This is a genomic window from Thalassotalea sp. ND16A (genome assembly GCF_000764205.1).
Taxonomy (GTDB): Bacteria; Pseudomonadota; Gammaproteobacteria; order Enterobacterales; family Alteromonadaceae; genus Thalassotalea_A.
In genome coordinates this window covers 34,164-55,883 of sequence record NZ_JQDZ01000047.1, presented here as the reverse complement: position 1 = coordinate 55,883, position 21,720 = coordinate 34,164, and the positions used below count along the sequence as shown (strand labels likewise).

At 41.4% G+C, this 21,720-nt stretch carries 17 protein-coding genes, 13 tRNA genes and 1 riboswitch; of the genes, 23 read left to right on the top strand and 7 right to left on the bottom strand.

Going from position 1 to position 21,720, the window contains the following annotated elements; genetic code table 11:
- Positions 1-232: 232 nt before the first annotated feature.
- The 4 genes from ND16A_RS0119065 to ND16A_RS11145 form a co-directional block, all read right to left on the bottom strand.
- Positions 233-320, bottom strand: a tRNA-Met gene (locus ND16A_RS0119065).
- Between the two features lie 94 nt (positions 321-414).
- Positions 415-491 (bottom strand) — tRNA-Met (locus tag ND16A_RS11135).
- 94 nt (positions 492-585) lie between these two features.
- Positions 586-662, bottom strand: a tRNA-Met gene (locus ND16A_RS11140).
- A 61-nt stretch (positions 663-723) separates the two neighbouring features.
- A tRNA-Met gene (locus ND16A_RS11145) sits at positions 724-800 on the bottom strand.
- Between the two features lie 285 nt (positions 801-1,085).
- Here ND16A_RS11145 and rlmKL point away from each other — a divergent pair.
- Genes rlmKL through ND16A_RS11165 form a run of 4 tightly spaced genes read left to right on the top strand, consistent with a single transcriptional unit; the run spans position 1,086 to position 7,159 of the window.
- Positions 1,086-3,212 (top strand): bifunctional 23S rRNA (guanine(2069)-N(7))-methyltransferase RlmK/23S rRNA (guanine(2445)-N(2))-methyltransferase RlmL, encoded by a 2,127-nt coding sequence (rlmKL, locus tag ND16A_RS11150; RefSeq protein WP_200880820.1) that lies wholly within the window; start codon positions 1,086-1,088, stop codon positions 3,210-3,212.
- Between the two features lie 23 nt (positions 3,213-3,235).
- A complete protein-coding gene (locus ND16A_RS11155) occupies positions 3,236-3,481 on the top strand; it encodes a glutaredoxin family protein (protein ID WP_033077219.1) in 246 nt (81 codons plus the stop codon).
- Complete coding sequence (uup, locus tag ND16A_RS11160) at positions 3,468-5,384, top strand: ATP-binding cassette ATPase Uup (RefSeq protein ID WP_033077218.1); 1,917 nt, start codon at positions 3,468-3,470, stop codon at positions 5,382-5,384. Before ND16A_RS11155 ends, uup begins: the two co-directional genes overlap by 14 nt.
- Entirely contained in the window at positions 5,384-7,159 is a 1,776-nt protein-coding gene (locus tag ND16A_RS11165; protein ID WP_033077217.1) for a DUF3466 family protein, read from the top strand. The genes uup and ND16A_RS11165 overlap by 1 nt, the downstream gene beginning before the upstream one ends.
- Positions 7,160-7,531: 372 nt before the next feature.
- On the opposite strand, the gene fabA is transcribed toward ND16A_RS11165, so the two are convergent.
- The gene (gene fabA / locus ND16A_RS11170; protein WP_033077216.1) at positions 7,532-8,047 is read right to left on the bottom strand and encodes a bifunctional 3-hydroxydecanoyl-ACP dehydratase/trans-2-decenoyl-ACP isomerase; all 516 of its coding nucleotides are present in this window, start codon (positions 8,045-8,047) and stop codon (positions 7,532-7,534) included.
- Positions 8,048-8,244: 197 nt separating this feature from the next.
- Between fabA and ND16A_RS11175 the strand changes: the two genes are divergently transcribed.
- From ND16A_RS11175 to ND16A_RS11255, 17 genes are all read left to right on the top strand, one after another.
- Positions 8,245-8,508: a hypothetical protein gene (locus tag ND16A_RS11175; protein WP_033077215.1), complete on the top strand. Its 264-nt coding sequence runs from the start codon at positions 8,245-8,247 to the stop codon at positions 8,506-8,508.
- Between the two features lie 110 nt (positions 8,509-8,618).
- A complete protein-coding gene (gene uvrY / locus ND16A_RS11180; RefSeq protein ID WP_033077214.1) occupies positions 8,619-9,263 on the top strand; it encodes a UvrY/SirA/GacA family response regulator transcription factor in 645 nt (214 codons plus the stop codon).
- Positions 9,264-9,308: 45 nt separating this feature from the next.
- Positions 9,309-11,150: an excinuclease ABC subunit UvrC gene (gene uvrC, locus ND16A_RS11185; RefSeq protein WP_235282046.1), complete on the top strand. Its 1,842-nt coding sequence runs from the start codon at positions 9,309-9,311 to the stop codon at positions 11,148-11,150.
- Between the two features lie 78 nt (positions 11,151-11,228).
- The gene (gene pgsA / locus ND16A_RS11190) at positions 11,229-11,834 is read left to right on the top strand and encodes a CDP-diacylglycerol--glycerol-3-phosphate 3-phosphatidyltransferase (protein WP_033077212.1); all 606 of its coding nucleotides are present in this window, start codon (positions 11,229-11,231) and stop codon (positions 11,832-11,834) included.
- 178 nt (positions 11,835-12,012) lie between these two features.
- A tRNA-Gly gene (locus tag ND16A_RS11195) sits at positions 12,013-12,088 on the top strand.
- A 42-nt stretch (positions 12,089-12,130) separates the two neighbouring features.
- Positions 12,131-12,204: transfer RNA gene (locus ND16A_RS11200), tRNA-Cys, on the top strand.
- Between the two features lie 4 nt (positions 12,205-12,208).
- Positions 12,209-12,295, top strand: a tRNA-Leu gene (locus ND16A_RS11205).
- Between the two features lie 47 nt (positions 12,296-12,342).
- Positions 12,343-12,418: transfer RNA gene (locus ND16A_RS11210), tRNA-Gly, on the top strand.
- A 32-nt stretch (positions 12,419-12,450) separates the two neighbouring features.
- Positions 12,451-12,526: transfer RNA gene (locus ND16A_RS11215), tRNA-Gly, on the top strand.
- A 65-nt stretch (positions 12,527-12,591) separates the two neighbouring features.
- Positions 12,592-12,678: transfer RNA gene (locus ND16A_RS11220), tRNA-Leu, on the top strand.
- 638 nt (positions 12,679-13,316) lie between these two features.
- A tRNA-Gly gene (locus ND16A_RS11225) sits at positions 13,317-13,392 on the top strand.
- 107 nt (positions 13,393-13,499) lie between these two features.
- Positions 13,500-13,586: transfer RNA gene (locus ND16A_RS11230), tRNA-Leu, on the top strand.
- A 179-nt stretch (positions 13,587-13,765) separates the two neighbouring features.
- Positions 13,766-13,841 (top strand) — tRNA-Gly (locus ND16A_RS11235).
- A 463-nt stretch (positions 13,842-14,304) separates the two neighbouring features.
- Complete coding sequence (locus tag ND16A_RS11240; RefSeq protein WP_052073007.1) at positions 14,305-15,648, top strand: cytochrome-c peroxidase; 1,344 nt, start codon at positions 14,305-14,307, stop codon at positions 15,646-15,648.
- Positions 15,649-15,917: 269 nt separating this feature from the next.
- Positions 15,918-16,493, top strand: coding sequence for a tetratricopeptide repeat protein (locus ND16A_RS11245; RefSeq protein WP_033077211.1), 576 nt, complete (start codon positions 15,918-15,920; stop codon positions 16,491-16,493).
- Positions 16,494-16,853: 360 nt separating this feature from the next.
- Positions 16,854-18,797 (top strand): S9 family peptidase, encoded by a 1,944-nt coding sequence (locus ND16A_RS11250; protein WP_033077210.1) that lies wholly within the window; start codon positions 16,854-16,856, stop codon positions 18,795-18,797.
- A 194-nt stretch (positions 18,798-18,991) separates the two neighbouring features.
- Positions 18,992-19,516 carry an aminoacyl-tRNA deacylase gene (locus ND16A_RS11255; RefSeq protein ID WP_033077209.1) on the top strand — a complete coding sequence of 175 codons (525 nt, stop codon included), beginning with the start codon at positions 18,992-18,994 and terminating at the stop codon, positions 19,514-19,516.
- A gap of 78 nt (positions 19,517-19,594) precedes the next feature.
- On the opposite strand, the gene ND16A_RS21990 is transcribed toward ND16A_RS11255, so the two are convergent.
- Positions 19,595-19,849, bottom strand: a complete 255-nt coding sequence (locus ND16A_RS21990) for a hypothetical protein (RefSeq protein WP_443080321.1) — start codon at positions 19,847-19,849, stop codon at positions 19,595-19,597.
- Between the two features lie 38 nt (positions 19,850-19,887).
- Positions 19,888-20,025: a hypothetical protein gene (locus ND16A_RS21680; protein ID WP_235282045.1), complete on the bottom strand. Its 138-nt coding sequence runs from the start codon at positions 20,023-20,025 to the stop codon at positions 19,888-19,890.
- 451 nt (positions 20,026-20,476) lie between these two features.
- Here ND16A_RS21680 and ND16A_RS11260 point away from each other — a divergent pair, with 451 nt between their 5' ends.
- Both ND16A_RS11260 and ND16A_RS11265 read left to right on the top strand, forming a co-directional pair.
- Positions 20,477-21,058, top strand: a complete 582-nt coding sequence (locus ND16A_RS11260) for a DUF4136 domain-containing protein (protein WP_033077208.1) — start codon at positions 20,477-20,479, stop codon at positions 21,056-21,058.
- 30 nt (positions 21,059-21,088) lie between these two features.
- Entirely contained in the window at positions 21,089-21,439 is a 351-nt protein-coding gene (locus ND16A_RS11265; RefSeq protein ID WP_033077207.1) for an HIT domain-containing protein, read from the top strand.
- A 116-nt stretch (positions 21,440-21,555) separates the two neighbouring features.
- Positions 21,556-21,686, top strand: a riboswitch (TPP riboswitch).
- Positions 21,687-21,720 lie beyond the last annotated feature (34 nt).

Sequence of the window (21,720 nt, the reverse complement as noted above, 5' to 3'; positions counted from 1 at the left end):
TATCAAACTACAGAAACGAAAAAAGACCTTACGGTCTTTTTTTCGTTTACTATAATATCGGAATTGGTTGCGGGAGCCCTGATTTTGGTATGAGTGAACTGACGACCTTCGGGTTATGAGCCCGACGAGCTACCAAACGGTCTACATATCAGGATATTGAAATTGATTTATCAAACTACAGAAACGAAAAAAGACCTTACGGTCTTTTTTTCGTTTACTATAATATCGGAGTTGGTTGCGGGAGCCCTGATTTTGGTATGAGTGAACTGACGACCTTCGGGTTATGAGCCCGACGAGCTACCAGGCTGCTCCATCCCGCGTCCGAATGGTTTAAGAAAACTCTTAAACAAGCCACATTTATTTTAATTCTAAATGTATGAATATATTACAGTATTTCCTACTAATGTAGAAAGTTGGTTGCGGGAGCCAGATTTGAACTGACGACCTTCGGGTTATGAGCCCGACGAGCTACCAGGCTGCTCCATCCCGCGTCCGAATGGTTTAAGAAAACTCTTAAACAAGCCACATTTATTTTAATTCTAAATGTATGAATATATTACAGTATTTCCTACTAATGTAGAAAGTTGGTTGCGGGAGCCAGATTTGAACTGACGACCTTCGGGTTATGAGCCCGACGAGCTACCAGGCTGCTCCATCCCGCGCCTGTAATATGTTTGAATTCAGCAATTTCTTACTTAAATGTTAGACACTCAATATAAGAATTGGTTGCGGGAGCCAGATTTGAACTGACGACCTTCGGGTTATGAGCCCGACGAGCTACCAGGCTGCTCCATCCCGCGCCTGAATTCGAGGCGTACTATAAGGACTGCCGTATCATAATGCAAGCAGATTTATCAAAATATCTAATATAATTTGTATTTGTGATTAATCAATAAACAGTTGCTTTTTTTATAAGCGAAAACTGTATGGTTTTTAAGATGATAAAGCCTTATTTCTAATTTTACCGGGATAAAATTTTGAATGCTCATCATATAGTTAATAAAGTTGCCTTAATTGTCTTTGTAATAAGACAAATGCGGGCAGGTCGTTTATAATCTGCGCCATCAAATGCTTTGGAACACCACATGAAACAATTTTTAGCTTTAACTTCTTTTGGCATCGAGCCTCTGTTAGCCGATGAAATCACTGCTATAGGCGGTAGTGACGTTGTACAACGCCCGGAAGGCGTGCATTTTAGTGCAACGATGGAAACGGGTTATCAAGCCTGTTTAAAGTCACGTTTGGCCAGTCGTATTCTTATTCGAATTGATGCGCCTTCCGCGGTAAAAGATAAAGATGCACTATATAAAGCCGCAAAAGATATTGATTGGACCGAGCATTTTAGCAGTGACGATTATTTTGCCGTCGACTTTGTTGGTAAAAATGAACACATTCGTGACTCGCAATTTGGCGGCTTAACCGTTAAAGATGCGATAGTCGATTGTTTTAGGGACGAAGGCTTAGATAGGCCATCGGTTGAAAAGATCAACCCTGACATTCGTATTCAAGCCCGGTTGCTGAGGAATGAAGTGACCTTCTATGTCGATTTTTCTGGCCGTTCCTTGTCCAAACGCGGTTACCGGGAACACTCCGGTGCGGCGCCAATTAAAGAAAACCTGGCGGCAGCACTAATTGTACGCTCTGGCTGGTTAAATGATACCACTAAGCCATTGGTAGACCCTATGTGCGGCTCAGGCACATTGTTGCTTGAAGCGGTGTCAATGGCATCGGGCATGCAACCCGGTGTTGATAGAGTCCAATGGGGCTTTAGTCGTTGGAAATTTCACGACGCTGGTTTGTTCAAGCAACTACTTGATACGGCAAAAACGGACACTGAACAAGCATTAGCGAACAGTAAAGTGAAAGTGTTTGGTTTTGATATGGACGGTAGGGTACTGCAAACCGCGAAAGCCAATGCTCGTAGTGCTGGCCTTGGCCATATGATTGAATTCAAACAAGGTAAGGCAGAAGATCTTAAAAACCAGTTTGGTGAACCCGGACATATTCTGTTTAACCCGCCTTATGGTGAGCGTATTGGTTCATTACCAGAACTGGTATCTACCTTTACGGAATTGGGTAAAGTATTTAAACAAGAGTTTTTAGGTTGGAAAATAGGCCTTATTACCGCCAATGTTGAAATGCTATCGTTATTAAAGCTTTCCAGTTTTAAACGCTATAAATTTAAAAATGGCCCGCTGGATTGTCAATTGGCGTTATATAACATTGATGCCGGGCAATTAGAGCGTACCCCGGTGCAAGCCGATTTCTCCGGTCAAAATTCTGACTTTGCCAACCGCTTAAAGAAAAATGTGAAAGGCTTAAAGTCTTGGCTTAAGCAAAACGATGTGAATTGTTACCGTGTTTATGATGCCGACATTCCTGAATTTAATGTCTCTGTTGATATCTATGACGATCATCTAGTGTTGCACGAATATGCGCCACCGAAAGACATCGATGAAGCAAAATCGGCGAAACGTCTACAAGAAGCGATTTTCTGGGCGCCAAAAATATTAAACATTGACGCTGACAAGGTTGCGTTAAAAGTAAGAACTAAACAAAAAGGCAAAAGCCAGTATCAGCAGTTAAACAAAAGTAAAAAATCGTTGATCGTAAAAGAATATGATGCCTTGTTAAAAGTGAATTTATGGGATTATCTTGATACCGGTTTATTTTTAGATCATCGCAAAACCCGTAAAATTGTCGCCAAAAAAGCCAAAGGTAAAACCTTACTTAATCTGTTTGCCTATACCGGTTCAGTATCACTGCAAGCGGCGATTAGCGGCGCAGAAAAAGTGACGACTGTTGATATGTCCAAAACCTATTTAGATTGGGCGCAAGATAATTTTGAGTTAAACAAATTGCGCGGTCACAAATATGAGTTTATCCAAGCCGATTGTTTACAGTGGTTAAAAAACAACAGCTTTAAATATGATGTGGTATTTATCGACCCGCCTACCTTTTCAAACTCGAAGAGAATGGATACAACCTTTGATGTGCAGCGTGATCATATGGATTTAATCAAAACCGGAATGAAATCGGTTGCCGATAATGGTGAATTAATTTTCACCAACAACAAACGTAACTTTAAAATGGACTTTGATGGCTTAAACCTGGTGGGTTTAAAAGCAGAAAATTTAACCGAAGTTACCCGCGATTTTGATTTTAAACGCAATAAGCACATTCATAACAGCTGGTGCATTAAACGCCTTTAAAAGCCGTTTATAGAGCATTTACGATGAAAGAAAGAATCTATAACTTATATGGCACCGAAGGGTGTCACTTGTGCGAACTGGCTGAGGCCTTGTGTGTACAGTTAATCAATAATGATGATTATCAATACGTGGATATTATTGATGATGCCAAATTGGTCGAACTGTACAGCACCAGCATTCCCGTGCTTGAACATTTGCCATCTAACCTAGCGTTATATTGGCCTTTTGATTTACAACAATTACAAGAGTTTATCTGTGGAACTAATTAGAATTACAAATGCCGAGCTGGCGTTCGGTGAAGGAAAGATTCTTGACAACACTGAATTAAGAATTAAAACCGGCGAGCGAGTCTGTCTGGTAGGGCGCAATGGCGCCGGAAAATCATCATTATTGAAGATATTGATCGGCCAGCAAAAACTCGATGATGGCAAACTGACGATCTCCAACGATGTGCATGTGGCCATGCTGGCACAAGATCCGCCAAAGTCTTGCGATCAAAGCATTTTTTCCTACGTTTCTGAAGGCTTAAAAGAAAACGGTATTTTAATTCAACAATACCATGACATCATCAATGTTGTCGCCCAGGATCCCAGTGACAAAAACCTGGAAACAATGGCGAAGATCCAAACCGAGCTTGAGCAAAACAATGCCTGGGAAGACGAGCAGCGGGTTGAGCAGGTATTAAGCAAGTTATCGTTGAATGCCGATCAAAATGTAAATGAGTTATCGGGTGGTTGGTTACGTAAAATTGCCCTTGCACAAGCACTTGTTACCAGCCCTGATGTTTTGCTGCTTGATGAGCCGACCAACCATTTAGACATTGAAAGTGTATTGTGGCTGGAAAACTTCTTAAAAGGCTATAGCGGTACCGTGGTGTTTATCTCGCACGATAGGGCATTTATTCGCTCATTAGCCACGCGCATTATCGACTTAGACCGTGGCATACTCACCAGTTATCCCGGTGATTATGATACCTATTTGCAACAAAAAGAGCATGATTTACAGGTAGAAGCCACGCAAAACGAATTGTTTGATAAACGTTTAGCCGAAGAAGAAGTGTGGATCAGGCAGGGGATTAAAGCGCGCAGAACCCGCAATGAAGGCCGGGTTAGGGCACTTGAAAAGCTTCGGGTTGAGCGAAAAGCCCGTCGCGATGTGAAAAAACAAGACGATATGGTGTTGTCAACTGGGGAGCGCAGCGGTAAGTTAGTGTTTGAATGTTTTAACTTAAACATGGCGTTTAATGATAAAACTATCATCAACAATTTAGATTTGTTGATCACCCGCGGTGACCGCTTAGCACTCATTGGTGGTAACGGTACCGGTAAATCTACTTTATTAAAATTAATTACCGAGCAATTAACGCAAACTTCTGGCAAGATGCGACAAGGTGTTAACCTCGAAGTAGCATATTTTGATCAACATCGGGCTCAGCTTGATGTTAACATGACGGTACAAGATGCAGTATCTGATGGTAAACAAGAAGTTACAGTAAACGGTAAAACTCGCCATGTACTGGGTTATTTGCAAGATTTCTTGTTTAGTCCAAAACGGGCCCGAACCCCGGTAAGGGCATTGTCTGGTGGTGAACGTAATCGTTTATTACTGGCGAAATTGTTCTTAAAACCGAGTAATTTATTAATACTTGATGAACCAACCAACGATTTGGACATCGAAACCTTAGAATTACTCGAAATGGTTGTCGCTAATTACCCGGGTACGGTACTATTGGTCAGCCATGATCGTGATTTTGTAAATAACTGTGTGAATTCATGCCTTTATTTCGATGGCAGTGGCCATATTGCGCAAATTTTTGGCGGTTATAGCGACGTTGAAGATTATTTATCGTTGAAAGCGGAACAAAACAAACAATTTGCGCTCAAAGGAAAAGGCAAAGAAAAAGCGCAGCCGAAAGTGCTCGTGAAAGAAAAGCCTGTTAATAAGCTTTCTTATAAAGACAAACGCGAGTTAGAGTCTTTACCGGCTTTACTCGAGACCCTTGAAACGCAAGTGGATGAATATCAGCAACAAGTGAACGCGGCTGATTTTTTTAATAATAATAGTGAATATACGCAATCGGTATTAGACGCTTTACATAAAGCGGAGGGCGATTTAGAAATCGCCTTTGACCGATGGCAAGAATTAGAAGAACTTCAAGAGAAAAGTAGTTAATGAAAACCTTGATAAAATCTGTTTTAGCCTTAAGCATTAGTAGTGCTTTAATCAGCCAGTCTGCGCATGCAGTAAGCTACACCATTCAAGATTTAGGCCTTGTTGATACGGTAAAAAATACCTACGGTGTTGAAAACAACATAGGCCAAGCCGTGTTGTCTGGCAACACCACCTATAATTTCCCGGTTCAATATGATTATTTAGATGATGATGATTTTGACAGAATCGTGAAATTGTCAAAAAACACTCACGATCGTTATTACGATTTATTTGAAATCGATGATGAAGCCGAAGCGCTATTACGCGCCGGAAATCCTGACGGCAACGGACTTTCCTGGACGATTCTCTGGTTGTCGTCATCAACGACAAAAGATAAAAGTGCGTCTGAATATCAAAGATATGGCGATGCTCTGGTGTTTGTCTTTGATGGAAACACTACAGTGTCTAGCGAATTGCAGGTATTTGATACGGTATTCCCTGACACCGACGCACTAACCCGCTCTACCATCGATGTGCCCAAAGGGATAACCGATGATGGTTGGATATTTGGGAGTTCATCTGCACCCTATTTACCTTTAGAGCCTTTTTTAGATGGTGATGAAGAAGAAATTCATTTCTACAGTGAATTTAGCGCGCGTGGCTGGGTGAGTTTTGATGGTTCAAATATTGTTGAATTAACACCGCTTGAAGCAAAATACGGCGGCTTATCATCGATCAATGACATTAACATTAATCGAACGGCTGTTGGCACTTCGAGTGTTGACTTAAACGAAACCACGCTTGAAAACATCGAAGCCGAAAATGATTATTGTGATGATCGCGCCGATGACATACCGTTTGAAATTTGCGTACAAATTCAAAGATCTCAGCTTTACTACTCGAACGCCTTTAAATGGGAAATGGACGAATCGGGCACCATAGTAAATGCCGTTGATTTAGGTATTGGCGTAGTGAATGTGCATGAAGATGATAAACGTCCTTTTACCGGTGCCGCAACCAGTATTAACGATGATGGTGTTATTGTTGGTTATTCGCATTTTTGGTGGGATGAGGATGAAACCACACCTAAAAAGACTGAAAGAGCCGCATCGATGGCCGCTGTGTTTAAAGATGATCAAGTTATTGAATTTATGGACCGGGATGATTACTTTGAATCCCGTGCTTTAGATATCAATAACAATGGTTTATTAACGGGGTATATGTGGACCTACGTTAATGGTAAAGCGCGAACCAAATTTTTCTATGCCGATGCCAACGCCACCGACATTGAAGCTATTTTCCCGACAGATTTCTTTCCCGGATCATCGAGTTATCCGTATGCAATCAATGAAAATAATATGATTGTTGGCGAAGGTGAAATTGAAGATTTTGTTGATAGTCCTGAGGTAAGAAGACGTCGTCATGGTTTTATGTACGACGTTAACAATGACAATTTCTATAATATTAACAACTTTTTAACTTGTGAAGATCAAGCGAAATATGTGATTGTAGAAGGGCATAGTATCAACGCCAGTAATGAAATTTTAGGTACCGCATGGGTGAAATCTGATAAGTTAAACTCTAAAGGTGAAAAAATATTAAACCCGGAAACCGGTGAAGTGGTTCAGGAAGACGTGCTACGAGCGGTTTATCTAACGCCTACCGGCGAAGAACTTACGCAGCTGGATTGTTCTGAAGAGTTGGGTGAAAAAGTCGAGCGCAGTGGTGCTAGTTTTGGCTTTATGACAGCATTCGCGGCTTTGGCGTTAATGTTTAGACGACGTCGTAAGTTCTAATCGTTTAGGCTCTTGGTTGGCGGGACTTTAGTCTCGCACGGTAGCATTATCTACTCCAAGTTGCCTGCGTAATAAAGCGAGGTTACAAAAAAAAGGGAAGCTAAATAGCTTCCCCTTTTTTATTATTTTAGTACCCTCTAAAGGTTATCCTTGCCTGCCGGGGATAAGTACAATCCTAATTACAACCGGTTAGGTTCTTGGTTGGCGGGACTTTAGTCTCGCACGATAGCGATAGCTACTCCAAGTTGCCTGGGGCAATAACGCGAGGTTAAAACCCCGCCAACAGGTTAAAAAAAAGGGAAGCTCAATAGCTTCCCTTTTTTTTAGTTGCCTGCGGCAATAACGCGAGGTTAAAACCCCGCCAACCAGTTGCTAAAATTTAGAAGTATCAGTAAATAAACCGACTTTTAAATCCGTTGCATGGTAAATTTCTTTACCGTCAACCGATACAACTCCATCGGCTAAACCCATAAATAATTTACGCTTAATTACGCGTTTTAAATCAATTTTATAAGTTACTTTTGACGCGGTAGGTAAAATTTGGCCAGTAAATTTCACTTCACCCACACCTAATGCACGGCCAAGACCAGGGCCACCAGACCATGCTAAGAAGAAGCCAACCAATTGCCACATAGCATCTAAACCTAAACAACCTGGCATTACCGGGTCACCTTTAAAGTGACAATCGAAAAACCATAAGTCTTCATTAATATCTAGTTCGGCAATGATCTCGCCTTTACCATACTTACCGCCTTCGTCTGTAATTTTAATGATTCGGTCCATCATTAACATATTATCTGAAGGCAATTTGCTATTTCCTGGGCCAAATAATTCGCCAGTACCAGCTTGAATTAAACCCGCTTTATCAAAAGAGTTTTTTTGTTCCATGAGGCTTGTTTCTCAACGTTAAGTTTAGATAATTGCTTTAGCGATAAAGTTCACTATAACGGTTATCAGAATTATAGGTCGCTACTTTAGCGAACACTTGTACACTAAACAATAAAAATTTTAAATAAATTGCAATTTTCACGGTTATCCGTAACCATAGTGAACAAAATTGATGGTTTTTAATCAAGGTATTGCCCATGTCTGATAAGCCTAGCAAAAAAACGGCATTAACCAATGCACAAAAGCAACAAAGATTTAGAGATAAACAAAAAGTCGATGGAAAAAAAGAAGTCCGCGGTTATTTGTCAGCAGAAGCGATTGAATGTTACCGACTGATCGACGAGCAAACCGAATGGAATGATAGTACTATCCTCTCAAATGCCATTCGAATTACCTATGCGGCCTATAAAAATGGCCAAATAGGTCTGTTAAACAATTGGTTAAAGCAACATAAACTTTAAGACCAAGTTGAATAAATATCTGCACATTTTTAATCAAATTGGCATAATGAAAATACTAGTTTTCTAACACACAGTATTTTCCAAACACAAACGAGAACAGGGTGATCAAGATGATCAAAGTATTATTAGTTGACGATCATGATTTAGTAAGAACGGGGATTCGACGTTTACTCGATGATGCAAATGGCATAGATGTTGTCTTTGAAGCCTCAACAGGGGAAGATGCCGTACAATATTGTCGTAATCATTCACCCGATATCGTGTTAATGGATGTCAATATGCCTGGTATTGGGGGGTTGGAAGCCACCAAGAAAATTATTCGGCTTTCTCCTGATATTAAAGTCATTATTTTAACGGTACATGTGGAAGACCCATTTCCAACCAAAGTGATGCAAATTGGCGCTTCAGGATTTTTAACCAAAAGCACACCGCCGCAAGAGATGATCCAGGCGATAAAAGCGGTAAAAAGCGGCCAACGCTATATTACCCCGGGCATTGCTCAGCAAATGGCGTTAAATCAATTTAACAAACCCGATGAAAGCCCTTTTGCTTGTTTGTCGGAACGTGAATTACAAATTATGATGATGATCACCCGTGGTGAAAAAGTTGTCGATATATCGACACAGTTAAGTTTAAGCAGTAAAACCATCAACAGTTATCGTTATCGCATGTTTGACAAGCTTTCGGTATGTAACGATGTAGAATTAACCCATTTGGCAATACGCTACGGCATGCTAAATACTGAAATGCTATAAGTATGTTTAACTTCAATACCATGCGTACAAGTGATGGCTGAAGAGGTGTCGAAACAAGCAAGCGAATTTGATCATAAAGCTTTTTTATCTACCGTAACCGAACAAAGCGGCGTTTATAGAATGTATAACGTCGATCAAACGGTTATTTATGTGGGTAAAGCCAAAGATTTGAAAAAGCGGCTAAACAGTTATTTTCGCAAAGACGTTGGCAGTGTAAAAACCAGAGCCTTGGTTGCCCACATCACTGCCATTGACGTAACTGTTACTCATACCGAAGGGGAGGCATTAATTCTTGAAAACAATTTCATTAAAAAATACCAGCCTAAATATAATGTCTTGCTGCGTGATGATAAATCTTACCCTTATTTATTAATCAGTGATCATAAACACCCGAAGCTTGGTTCGCATCGTGGCGGCAAGCGGGTAAAAGGGGAGTTTTTTGGACCATTTCCCAGTGCCGGTGCGGTTTGGGAAAGTTTAAGGCTGATGCAGAAACTGTTTCCTATCAGACAATGCGAAGACAGCTATTATCGCGCTCGGTCAAGACCCTGCTTGCAATTTCAACTAAAACGATGCTCGGCGCCATGTGTGGGAAAAATAGCCGATGAAGATTATCAGCAACAAGTAGCTTTAGCGCGGCTGTTTTTACAAGGAAAAAATGAGCAAGTTATTGCCACTCTGGTGGAGAAAATGGAAACGGCAAGTAGGGCGCTGGATTTTGAACATGCCGCGAAGTTTCGCGATCAAATATCGACGTTGCGTAAAGTTCAACAACAACAATTTGTTAGTGGTGTCACTGCCGAACTTGACGTTATCGGTTTTTATCGAATAAAAAATCAGGCGTGTATTCACTTGTTATTTATTCGCGAGCAAAAAATTCTTGGTAGCAAAAGTTTTTTCCCGAATATTCCTGCCGACACCACGGATGAAGAAATTATTAGCGCGTTTATTGCGCAACATTATTTGGGCGAAGACGTTGAACAGGGAAAAATTGCCCGGGAAATTATTTTGCCTATGGTGATTGAGTCGCAAGCTGAATTTGCCGCTTTACTGTCAAAACAAGTGTCGCGTGAGGTAAAAGTATCAGCAAAAGTGCGAAGTGAACGTTCCCGATACCTGAAATTGGCCAATACCAACGCTGAAAATTCCTTAAATGTGAAAAATAGCCACAAAGAATCGATGCAAGCCAGGTTTAGAGAGCTGAACAATGTGTTCGAATTAGCAAAGCAGATAGAACGTTTGGAATGTTTTGATATTAGTCACACCATGGGCCAGCAAACGGTCGCTTCTTGTGTGGTATTTAACACTGAAGGGCCATTGAAAAGTGATTACCGACGCTATAATGTACTGGGCATTACCCCAGGCGATGACTATGCCGCCATGTCTTTTGCACTAAACAAACGCTACGGCAAAGTAACCGATAGTGATAAATTACCTGATATTGTTTTTATTGATGGCGGCAAAGGTCAATTGGCAAGAGCCGAAAGTTTTTTTGCCGAGCTGGATCTAAAAAACACACCTATGCTAATTGGTGTGGCCAAAGGGGAGTCAAGAAAGCCTGGCTTGGAAACATTAATCATGGCGGGCTCGCATCAGCTAATTTCTTTACCTGCAACGTCACCGGCATTGCATTTAGTACAGCATATACGTGATGAGTCGCACCGTTTTGCCATTGCCGGGCATCGAGCAAAACGGGCAAAAGCTGCCAAAAAATCCACCCTTGAAGATATCCCGGGTATTGGCGCAAAGAAAAGACAAGCTCTATTGAAGTATCTGGGAGGCTTACAGGAAGTAAAAAAAGCAAATATCGAAGAACTAATGAAAGTACCAGGTATTAGCACCGAACTTGCGACAAATATATTTAACGCCTTACATGACAATGGATAATACTAATTCCAATTCTAATTCGACTTGGTATCAACATCATGTACAATAAACACAAATAAAAAGATAGTAGTATTAATAATGTGGACTATTCCTAATCAAATAACCTTATTTCGGATTATTTTAATCCCTGTTTTTATCATCGTGTATTATTTACACGACATGATGCCTGATCTCTTTTCAAAAAATTGGTCAAACTTTGCTGCATTCGCGGTATTTTGGGTGGCATCGGTAAGCGATGCATTAGATGGCTATTTAGCGCGTAAATTAGAACAGTCGAGTAAATTTGGTGCGTTTATCGACCCCGTCGCGGATAAATTAATGGTCACCATTGCGTTAGTGTTAATTGTTTCCGAATATCGCAACATCTGGGTAACCATTCCTGCGGTGATAATGATAGCGCGAGAAATTGTGATTTCGGCATTACGAGAATTTATGGCAGATATTGGAAAACGGGGTAATGTTGCCGTATCTGAATTAGGCAAGTGGAAAACTGCAGCGCAAATGTTGGCGCTGATGGGGTTAATTTGGCGTCCAAATTACGACATTCCACTTTTAGTGGTCGACCTTCCCCCTGAAGTGATCATTTATGCGGCCTGGATGTTTTACTTTTTTGCCACTATTTTTGCCTTTGTATCAATGTTTCAATACCTTAAGGCAGCTTGGCCAGCATTTTCTGGCAAATAATTTATAACAGATATATAGTTATTTAGCGTGAATTGTTAAGAAAACGACAATATTTAGACATTTTTTAAACAGATTAGTCGTATTTTGAGCAAACAGAAAAAAATTGATATTTAAGTGTTGACTCATCAATAGAACGATGTAGAATGCACATCCGTTGACAAGGAGTCAACACCTTGAAGCGGCTGTAGCTCAGCTGGTAGAGCATCACGTTGCCAACGTGAATGTCACGAGTTCGAGTCTCGTTAGCCGCTCCAATTTTTACTAGGGAAGTACATCACCAACAGTTGATGAAAATTGGCGGGTTGGCAGAGTGGCTATGCAGCGGATTGCAAATCCGTGGACCTCGGTTCGACTCCGGGACCCGCCTCCACTTTGCCCGGGTGGTGGAATTGGTAGACACACGGGATTTAAAATCCCGCGTCTTAACGGATGTGCCGGTTCAAGTCCGGCCCCGGGTACCATTTTCATCAATTTGATGGTTTGTACGAAGTGTAAAAATTTAAATTTAGCGGCTGTAGCTCAGCTGGTAGAGCATCACGTTGCCAACGTGAATGTCACGAGTTCGAGTCTCGTTAGCCGCTCCAATTTAAATTTTAAACCACCATAGATATATGAAGCGGCTGTAGCTCAGCTGGTAGAGCATCACGTTGCCAACGTGAATGTCACGAGTTCGAGTCTCGTTAGCCGCTCCAATCTAGTTTTACTACTTGTTCATTTAAGAGATGACAGGCACTTTTAAGTCTGACTTAATATCAGTGCCCGGGTGGTGGAATTGGTAGACACACGGGATTTAAAATCCCGCGTCTTAACGGATGTGCCGGTTCAAGTCCGGCCCCGGGTACCATTTCTTACACTGAGCAAGGAATAATTATTTGATGTATTGATTGGCAGTCGGTAAGGATTTAAAATCCCACGTCGCTCTTATTAAAAGCAATGTGCAGGTTCAAGTCCGGCCCCGGGTACCATTTCTTACACTGAGCAAGGAATAATTATTTGATGTATTGATTGGCAGTCGGTAAGGATTTAAAATCCCACGTCGCTCTTATTAAAAGCAATGTGCCGGTTCAAGTCCGGCCCCGGGTACCATTTCTTACACTGAGCAAGGAATAATTATTTGATGTATTGATTGGCAGTCGGTAAGGATTTAAAATCCCACGTCGCTCTTATTAAAAGCAATGTGCAGGTTCAAGTCCGGCCCCGGGTACCATTTCTTACACTGAGCAAGGAATAATTATTTGATGTATTGATTGGCAGTCGGTAAGGATTTAAAATCCCACGTCGCTCTTATTAAAAGCAATGTGCCGGTTCAAGTCCGGCCCCGGGTACCATTTCTTACACTGAGCAAGGAATAATTATTTGATGTATTGATTGGCAGTCGGTAAGGATTTAAAATCCCACGTCGCTCTTATTAAAAGCAATGTGCAGGTTCAAGTCCGGCCCCGGGTACCATTTCTTACTATGAACAAAATAGCTCTATATGAAGCGGCTGTAGCTCAGCTGGTAGAGCATCACGTTGCCAACGTGAATGTCACGAGTTCGAGTCTCGTTAGCCGCTCCAATCTCTTATCGATAAATCTCTTGTTAGTTTATTCGAAAAGTAGGGAACCAATCTCTACTCTAAAAAGACTTACCCTATACCTTTAGGTCATGCTCCTAAGGTTCTGTGCCCGGGTGGTGGAATTGGTAGACACACGGGATTTAAAATCCCGCGTCTTAACGGATGTGCCGGTTCAAGTCCGGCCCCGGGTACCATTTTTTGTTTAGAATAAAATTTATTTACTTTGTGAAGTTGATAGATTGGCATTCGGAAAGGATATAAAATCCCAGGTCGCTCTTATTCTTTGGTTGGCGGGGTTTTAACCTCGCATTCTCAGGTTCAAGTCCGGCCCCGGGTACCATTTCTTACTATGAACAAAATAGCTCTATATGAAGCGGCTGTAGCTCAGCTGGTAGAGCATCACGTTGCCAACGTGAATGTCACGAGTTCGAGTCTCGTTAGCCGCTCCAATCTCTTATCGATAAATCCCTTGATAGTTTATTCCATCTAATAATTTTACTCATTTTTCTTTGCCTGGCTGTAGGCGAACCTCTCTATTTTTCCCAATTCACGTTGCTTCAACAATTTCTGTTCAGGTCACCCAGCAACGAACTTCCCTTAAACATCAGTTATGGCAACATTTTGTTGTCAGATAATTTTACATTTTTTGCTGCTGGCTAAAATAATTATCGTTAAACAAATTTAGTTTATTGATTTATTAATATATTTTTTTTTGGTGTAGTTATTGCTTGATTAATTTGATCTAGATCAATGTTTGGGTTTTTTGGTAGATAAAAGGTCAGTTATGGTTTGTGTGCAATTTCGCCCATAGTGAGGCTGCAGCGCTATAGATAGCGCCCTTAAACTAAACAGGTAGATATCATGAACAGCGGAGTGATTCGCCTCTAAATAATATAACGGAGTAACGAAACAATGAAAATTTCAAATAAGCATCTCATTATGCCTATTAAACCTCTAGTCATTGCATTAGGGGTATTCGCTATTACCAACAATGCCTTTGCTGCAGAAGAGACCCTAGAGCAGAAACTGGGTAAACAATTATTTGAAGATATTAACCTGTCATTTAACCGCAATCAATCTTGCGAAAGTTGCCATTCCTTATCCACTATCGAAATCCCCATTGAGGGCGCAGATGGTAATTTTCAAATGGCAGAGCAACCTGCTCCGGGTTTTGTCGATCCGTCAAATGTGCTAAATGGAACTGCTGTATCAGATGGCTCCAGAAGCCGCCGTTTTGGTGGGTTGAATGCTCCCAGCGTAGGTTACGCAGCATTTAGTCCAGCTTTCCACTGGGATGGTGATCTTTTTATTGGCGGTCAGTTTTGGAATGGTCGTGCCAGCAACCTTGTAGAACAGGCTAAAGGACCTTTTGTGAATCCACTCGAAATGGCGATGCCCTCAGAGTGGGCCGTGATTGAACGTCTGAAAGAAAACAGAAATTATATAAGATCCTTTAGAAGAATTTACAGAATTAATCTTCGTAGCATTACCGAAGGCGATCCCAGAGTTGGAGAAGCGTATGAATTCATGGCCACAGCCATTAGTGCATTTGAACGAACCTCCAGGTTTAATCGTTTTGACTCCAAATTTGATTTTGAAGCCGCCGGAATAACACAATACAATGCATCAGAACAACGCGGTGCTGATTTATTTGATGATATTGCTGAATGCGGTGATTGTCATAGTACGGATGAAATTGATGGCGAAGACGGCCCTGCATTATTAACCGACTTTAGTTACGACAATATAGGTACCCCAGCTAATACGCAAATTCCAAGGCGGCCCGCAGCAGATCCTGGTTTGCAAGGTAATCCAAATTTAGCCGCTGTTCACGGTGATGCGTCTGAGATAAAGCTAGATGAGATACAAGGTCGACATAAAGTAATGAGTTTAAGGAATATTGCGATGACTGCGCCTTATATGCATAACGGTGTATTTAAGTCGCTGCAAGAAGTGGTTCATTTTTATAACACTCGTGATGTATTACCGACCTGTACAGCACCTGCGGATGCAACCAACCCGGGATTTGCTGTAACTTGTTGGCCGCAAGGTGAATTTCATAGCACGCGGAATACCAAAAGGATGGGTAACTTAGGGCTGACCCCACAAGATGAAGCCGATCTTGTCGAGTATATGCAAACCTTCACCGATAACTACCCTGAATGGGGCAATAGTAATGGTTTGAGTGATCCCAATGTACCGATTGGAACGCCTTCACCATTTGCGAATTTCCCTATTCCAGATCATTCAAACTAAATAACTCGGTTGCATCGGTCTGTTATTGTGGTTAAGTTTATGGTCATGCTAACGCAAGTTGCGCAAGCCCGAGCAGGGCTGCTCGGCAAAATCATCGTTGTTTTTGTGACTTGCTTTTAGTATCACCATATTCTCATTGCTGTTTGATAGCACCGAGTTAAGTATGAACAGTTGTAATAGCTAACACCGCCCGCTAAAGTTAAGAATAGGTTTAAGAAAAAGCCCGAATTAAATTAAGCTATACTTAACAGTCAAAATTGGTGATAACTATGATTCGCAGCTCTACATTCTGGATTTCAATGGTGGTATTCCAAGTCGTCTTCGGACTGGTTGTGTTTGCCATCACGCGCCAATACTACATTGATGACTCCGATAAAGTCAGCGCAGCTCCCCTGATAGACCGCCAACCTACGTTCTCATTGCCAGACCTCAACAGAGAAGTCTACTCCGCACAGTTACAACCGTTACCAACAAATCACCCGAAGATCGAGAGCCCAGCTGAAATATCACGTCAGGCCAATGAATTTTTCGCCAACAAGCAGTACAGCAGGGCGGCGCAATTGTATGAGCAACTCGTGGCATTTTCCCCAGATAACGTTACTACCTATAACAATTTGGGACTCACGCTGCACTATCTTGGTAGGTCAACAGAAGCGCTGCTCAAGCTCAATGAAGGCGTGGCGGTGAATCCTAAGGATCAAAGAATTTGGCTAACGCTGGGTTTCGTCAATAGTCAACTCGGCAACACTGAGCAAGCTCGCGCTGCACTAACCACAGCCGTAGAGATGGGAGCTGACAACAACTTAGGGCAATCCGCAACAACAATGCTTGAAAACCTGCCTTAGCAGAAGCACTTAGATCGGTACGCTTCTATCTTAAATTATTTTAATAACAACCCTTGCTTTATCTTAGTGGTAATTTGCTGTAATTAAAATTTTACTATTTAATACTTTTCCCTGAATATGGAAGTGTTGATCTCATTGTTTTTTATGCGATTCTAGTGCTATCTTTGTAAGCTGCATTAACAGCCAGTTAACAATTGAGCTTGATTATGCAAAATTTGAATTGTGCATTTAATCGAAAAGTGAAATTTTTAACACGTTAATCGTTAGCCATCAGGCTAAAATGAAAATAGTTAAGATAAATGTATAACATAAAGCAGCACAGTTTAAGCTGCATGTTACTCACAAAAAATGGAAAAATTTATGCGGACAATAATAAAAATAGGCTTGGTACTGTTTTTCTCTTTAGCTTCTCAAGCTACTTGGGCAAAAGCCAGTGATATCGATGTTAAGGACTTCTTTAAAAACCCAGAGTTCTCAGCGTTGCAATTATCACCCAATGGTAAATATATCGCGGTGTTATCACCGGTAAATAAGCGCAGAAACATAGTTATTATGGAAACGAATGGTTTGAAAAATATTCGACCCATAACTGGTTTCAGAGAGCAGAATATTAGTTCATTTTATTGGGCTAACAATAACGACATCGTTTTTACTCTCGATAGTGATGGTAATGAAGCGTTTAGTATCTTCACCATCGATACTACAGATAAAAAGTCAAAAGTGGTTAAATTGGTTGGTTCAAATGTTTCAACCGAAGGCATTAGATCTGCCGCAACAGTTCATCCATTAATGGATGACCCGGACCATATCATAATTCAATATAATGGCCGTAGAGTTAAGTCACCAGATTTGTATAAATTGCCACTAGACAGTAAGTGGAGCGAAAAGCGTGAAAAAAACAGCAAAATGAAAATCATCGCCAAAAATCCTGGTGATGTGCAAGGCTGGGTTTTGGATCACGATGGTGATGTTCGTGGCGCGTTATCTATCAAAGGCTTAAAAGGTAAGTTTCATTACAAAGATAAAGGCGAAGAAAAGTTCCGCGTTTTACAGGAATTTAACGTTGAAGATGAAGGCATGAGTCCTTTAGGTTTTGATTTTGACAACAAAACCATGTTTGTTTCATCAAATATTGGCAGAGATCGCGGTGCGGTCTATAAGTTTGATCCACAAACCAACAAACTCGGTGAAATGATATTCGGCCATGATGTTGTTGATGTTAGTGGTTTGATGATGTCACGTAAGCAGAAAAAATTACTCGGTATCAGTTATTTTGATGATTACCCTGAAACCGTATATTTTGACAAAGCAACGGCAACCATGATGAAGTCTTTAGAGGCATCATTTCCGGGTAAAAGAGTAAACATCACCAGTCAATCTGAAGATGAAATGCTTAACATCGTACTCGTCAGTAATGATAATGACCCAGGTCATTACTACCTGTATAACCGTAATACACCAAGCCTTAGCTCGCTAGTTCCAAGAATGGAATGGCTTAAGCCTACAGATCTGTCACCAATGGAACCAATAAAGTTTACCAGTCGTGACGGTTTAACCATTCGTGGCTACTTAACAATTCCAAAAGACTCAGATGGTAAGAAATTACCGCTAATTATTAACCCGCATGGTGGTCCTTTTGGCGTAAGAGATTTATGGGGCTTTAACCCGGAACATCAATTCTTTGCCAGCCGAGGATATGCTACGGTACAAGTCAATTACCGCGGTTCGGGCGGTTATGGTCGTAAATTCCAACAAGCCGGTTATGGTGGTAAATGGGGTGCCGAGATGCAAAACGATCTTACCGATGCAGTAAACTATCTTGTTGAGCAAGGCATCGCCGATAAAGATAAAGTGTGTATTTACGGTGCCAGTTACGGTGGTTATGCCACCATGGCAGGATTAACGTTTACACCAGATTTATACAAATGTGGTATCAATTACGTGGGTGTAACCGATGTAGGCTTACTGTTTGATTCAATGCCTAAGCATTGGGAGCCACAAAAAGAATTGATGAAAGGCCGCATTGGTGATCCGGATGACAAAGAACTAATGAAACGTATGTCACCATTAGCGCACGTTGATAAAATTAAAGCGCCGTTAATGATAGTTCAGGGGGCGAAAGATCCACGTGTAGTAAAACAACACGCCACCGATTTACGCGATGCCCTTGAAGATAGAGGCATTGAATTAAGCGATGACGAATGGATCATGAAAAAAGACGAAGGTCATGGCTTTAGAAAAGAAGAAAACCGCATTGAACTGTACTCTAAGATGGAAAAGTTTTTAGCGAAACATTTACAATAATCTATAGTCGGTATTTTGTTTAACAAAAACGATAAGACCCTGGTCTTATCGTTTTTTTTTGTCATTAGGGTTGGCGGGGTTTTTAACCTCGCGTAATAGCACTTTCTAGAACCTCAACAACTACGGTAATAAGGCAGACATACAGAGATCGACTAAACTTAGTAATAGACAAATATGGATCGTGGGAGAGTATTATGGCTGTTGCAATCACTTTGAACCAATTTTTTGCTAAACAACACATTGACTATGAGCTTATTAAACACCGCCCGACAGAAACGGCCCTCGATAGTTCCAAGTCAGCTAGGCTGCCCCCAGAACAAGTCGCTAAGGCGGTGATCCTAGAAGACACCGATGGTAATTTTCTGATGGCCAGCGTCCCTGCCAGACGCAGTGTTTCTCTTAATCGACTCAATACACTCACTGACAGCCAGTATAAATTGGTAAATGAAACCAGGCTGAAAGAGCTTTTCCCCGACTGCAAAAAAGGGGCCATTCCTAGTGTTGGCAAAGCCTACAACCTAAAAATGATGGTTGATGATGAGCTACTGTCTAGCCCTTATGTCTATATAGAAGCCGGAGACCACCAGCACATGGTCAAAATAAATGGCAATGAATACCGGCAACTGGTAGCCAATATGCCCCATGGTGAAATACATGGTGGACTGTTAGGCTTTAGGCATTTCAGAGATAGGAAACCCAGCTGGAAATGGATCCCTTAGCTCAACTGCATGATTGAGTGGAATATTCAGAGTCAGCTTTCCTTCGTGCAGCTGCCATCCTTGTCGATTGCGATTTGGTCAAAATCTCGCACCAGAAAAAGGGACTATTTCTACATCAACATGGTCAAATTCCAGCCGGTCACGCTGGCTTTCGATTGGGATAAAGGCCAGCGCAAAGCCGAGTTCCATTTTGACGCTACTAATTACCCCTTGAATAAATTGCCAAACGGCTTTGGGGCAGATTAGGGTGAGTCTGTGACGACGGCCATTCAAAGAAGCGCTGGCAAGTAGGCCTGGTAGACCAAAGCAATGATCGCCGTGATGATGAGTGATAAAAATGGCTGCCAGAGTATGCAGGCTTAACGGTGTTTTTAAGATTTGATGCTGGCTGCCTCACCACAATCCATCGGGTACCAGTGTTTTTGCCCACTAGGTTGTATTGCCGTGGCGCTCACATTGCGGCTACGAGTCGGGGTGGCCGATACGGTGCCTAAAAATAGCAGCTTCATTAGCGTTACTACTCCGGTAGCAGATGTCTACTGTTAAAATATAGCACCGAGCTCTCATTCGCGGTAATGACTGGTTTAATTTTGCTGACTATCCAGCAAGAATTACAGATAACTAATTTAAATGATTCATTTAGTTAAATTTTACCGTATTGCATACCCGCGTTAGCTCAAAGTGCATGTTTCAGAGTGACTGAGCAATTTCAATTCAAGGCGCAGCTATGCAGTAATGGTGATCCCTTCCAAATAGGTGCAACGAAGAAGTGAGGTTGCTCAGACACTCCGTTCCGGTGGGATTAAAAGCAATTTATGCCGCGTTATTAAATTTAACAATGGAACAACCATTCTCTAAATTTAATGCCTTGCCTAAATTGCTTTTAACTCCCACTGAAATCTTGCACTTTGAGCTAGCACGGGTATATTCTATAATTACTGTTATTTGCGAGGCGCTAAAATGAATTACTCTGACCTTAAATCGGCATTATTTATTCTTTTACTCAGTTCTTGTGCCACCACATACTATCCTGATGTGGATTTCAATCCGGAATATAATTTCAGTCAATTACAAACCTTTGTGGTATTTGACAGTTATCCGGCGGATCAAAGTGCCAGTAAAACGTTAAATAGAACCATCAGTGATTTGGACAATGAACGAGTGATCAAAGCCATCACCAGCAATTTGCAACAAAAGGGCATGACCACTGCAGAAGTTGACAATGCCGATATGCAAGTTAGGTTTCAGCTAGTGACGAAAGATAGAACTCGATTAACAACGTATAACAGCGGCTATTACCAGTGTTGGCGTTGTCGTGGTGCCTACGGTATGCCTGCGCCAATAACGGAAGTTGATATAAGAGAGTATGTAGAAGGAACAATGATCATCGATTTTGTTGATCCTAAACTGGGCAAATCGGTTTGGCGCTCAGTGGTCACCAAAGCCCTGCCGTCAAAAGTGCCGGTAGATGAGAAACAAGAAAAAACACAACAACTAATCAATGCAATGCTGGCTAGCTTCAAAGCACCCGTAACGAAATAATAGATAACCATAACAAAAGAGAATTTAGACATGGCTGAAGAAACCATATTTTCCAAAATTATCCGCCAGGAAATCCCTACGCCACTACTTTATCAGGATGATTTAGTAACTGCCTTTCGTGATATTTCGCCAAAAGCACCAACCCATATTTTAATCATCCCTAATAAACTTATTGCCACCACCAACGATGTTGAGGAGGATGATGAATTAACGCTAGGCAGAATGATCACCGTTGCGAAAAGGTTGGCGATCGAGGAGGGCATTAGTGCTGATGGCTATCGATTAATCATGAATTGCAATAGCCATGGTGGCCAAGAAGTGTATCACATTCATATGCACTTGCTCGGTGGCAAACGGCTAGGGCCAATGTTGTCTGTTTAACCAAGAGAATTAGTTCAAACGTTTTTATCTGCTATTCATATAACAATAAAGATAGCAACAGCGTAAAAATTTATTACTGCAAGTATTTACAAAGTGCTAAAACTTGTTAGTATTCGCACCGAACCAGGGGGTGTTCACTAAGTGAATTAACAATAATTTATTTAGTGAACTGAGATGCAAGCTTCGCAGCAAACCCTTTGAACCTGAACCGGATAATACCGGCGTAGGAATGGTAAAATCTGCTTATGCTGTTGATATTGCAACACCATCGCAAACAACTT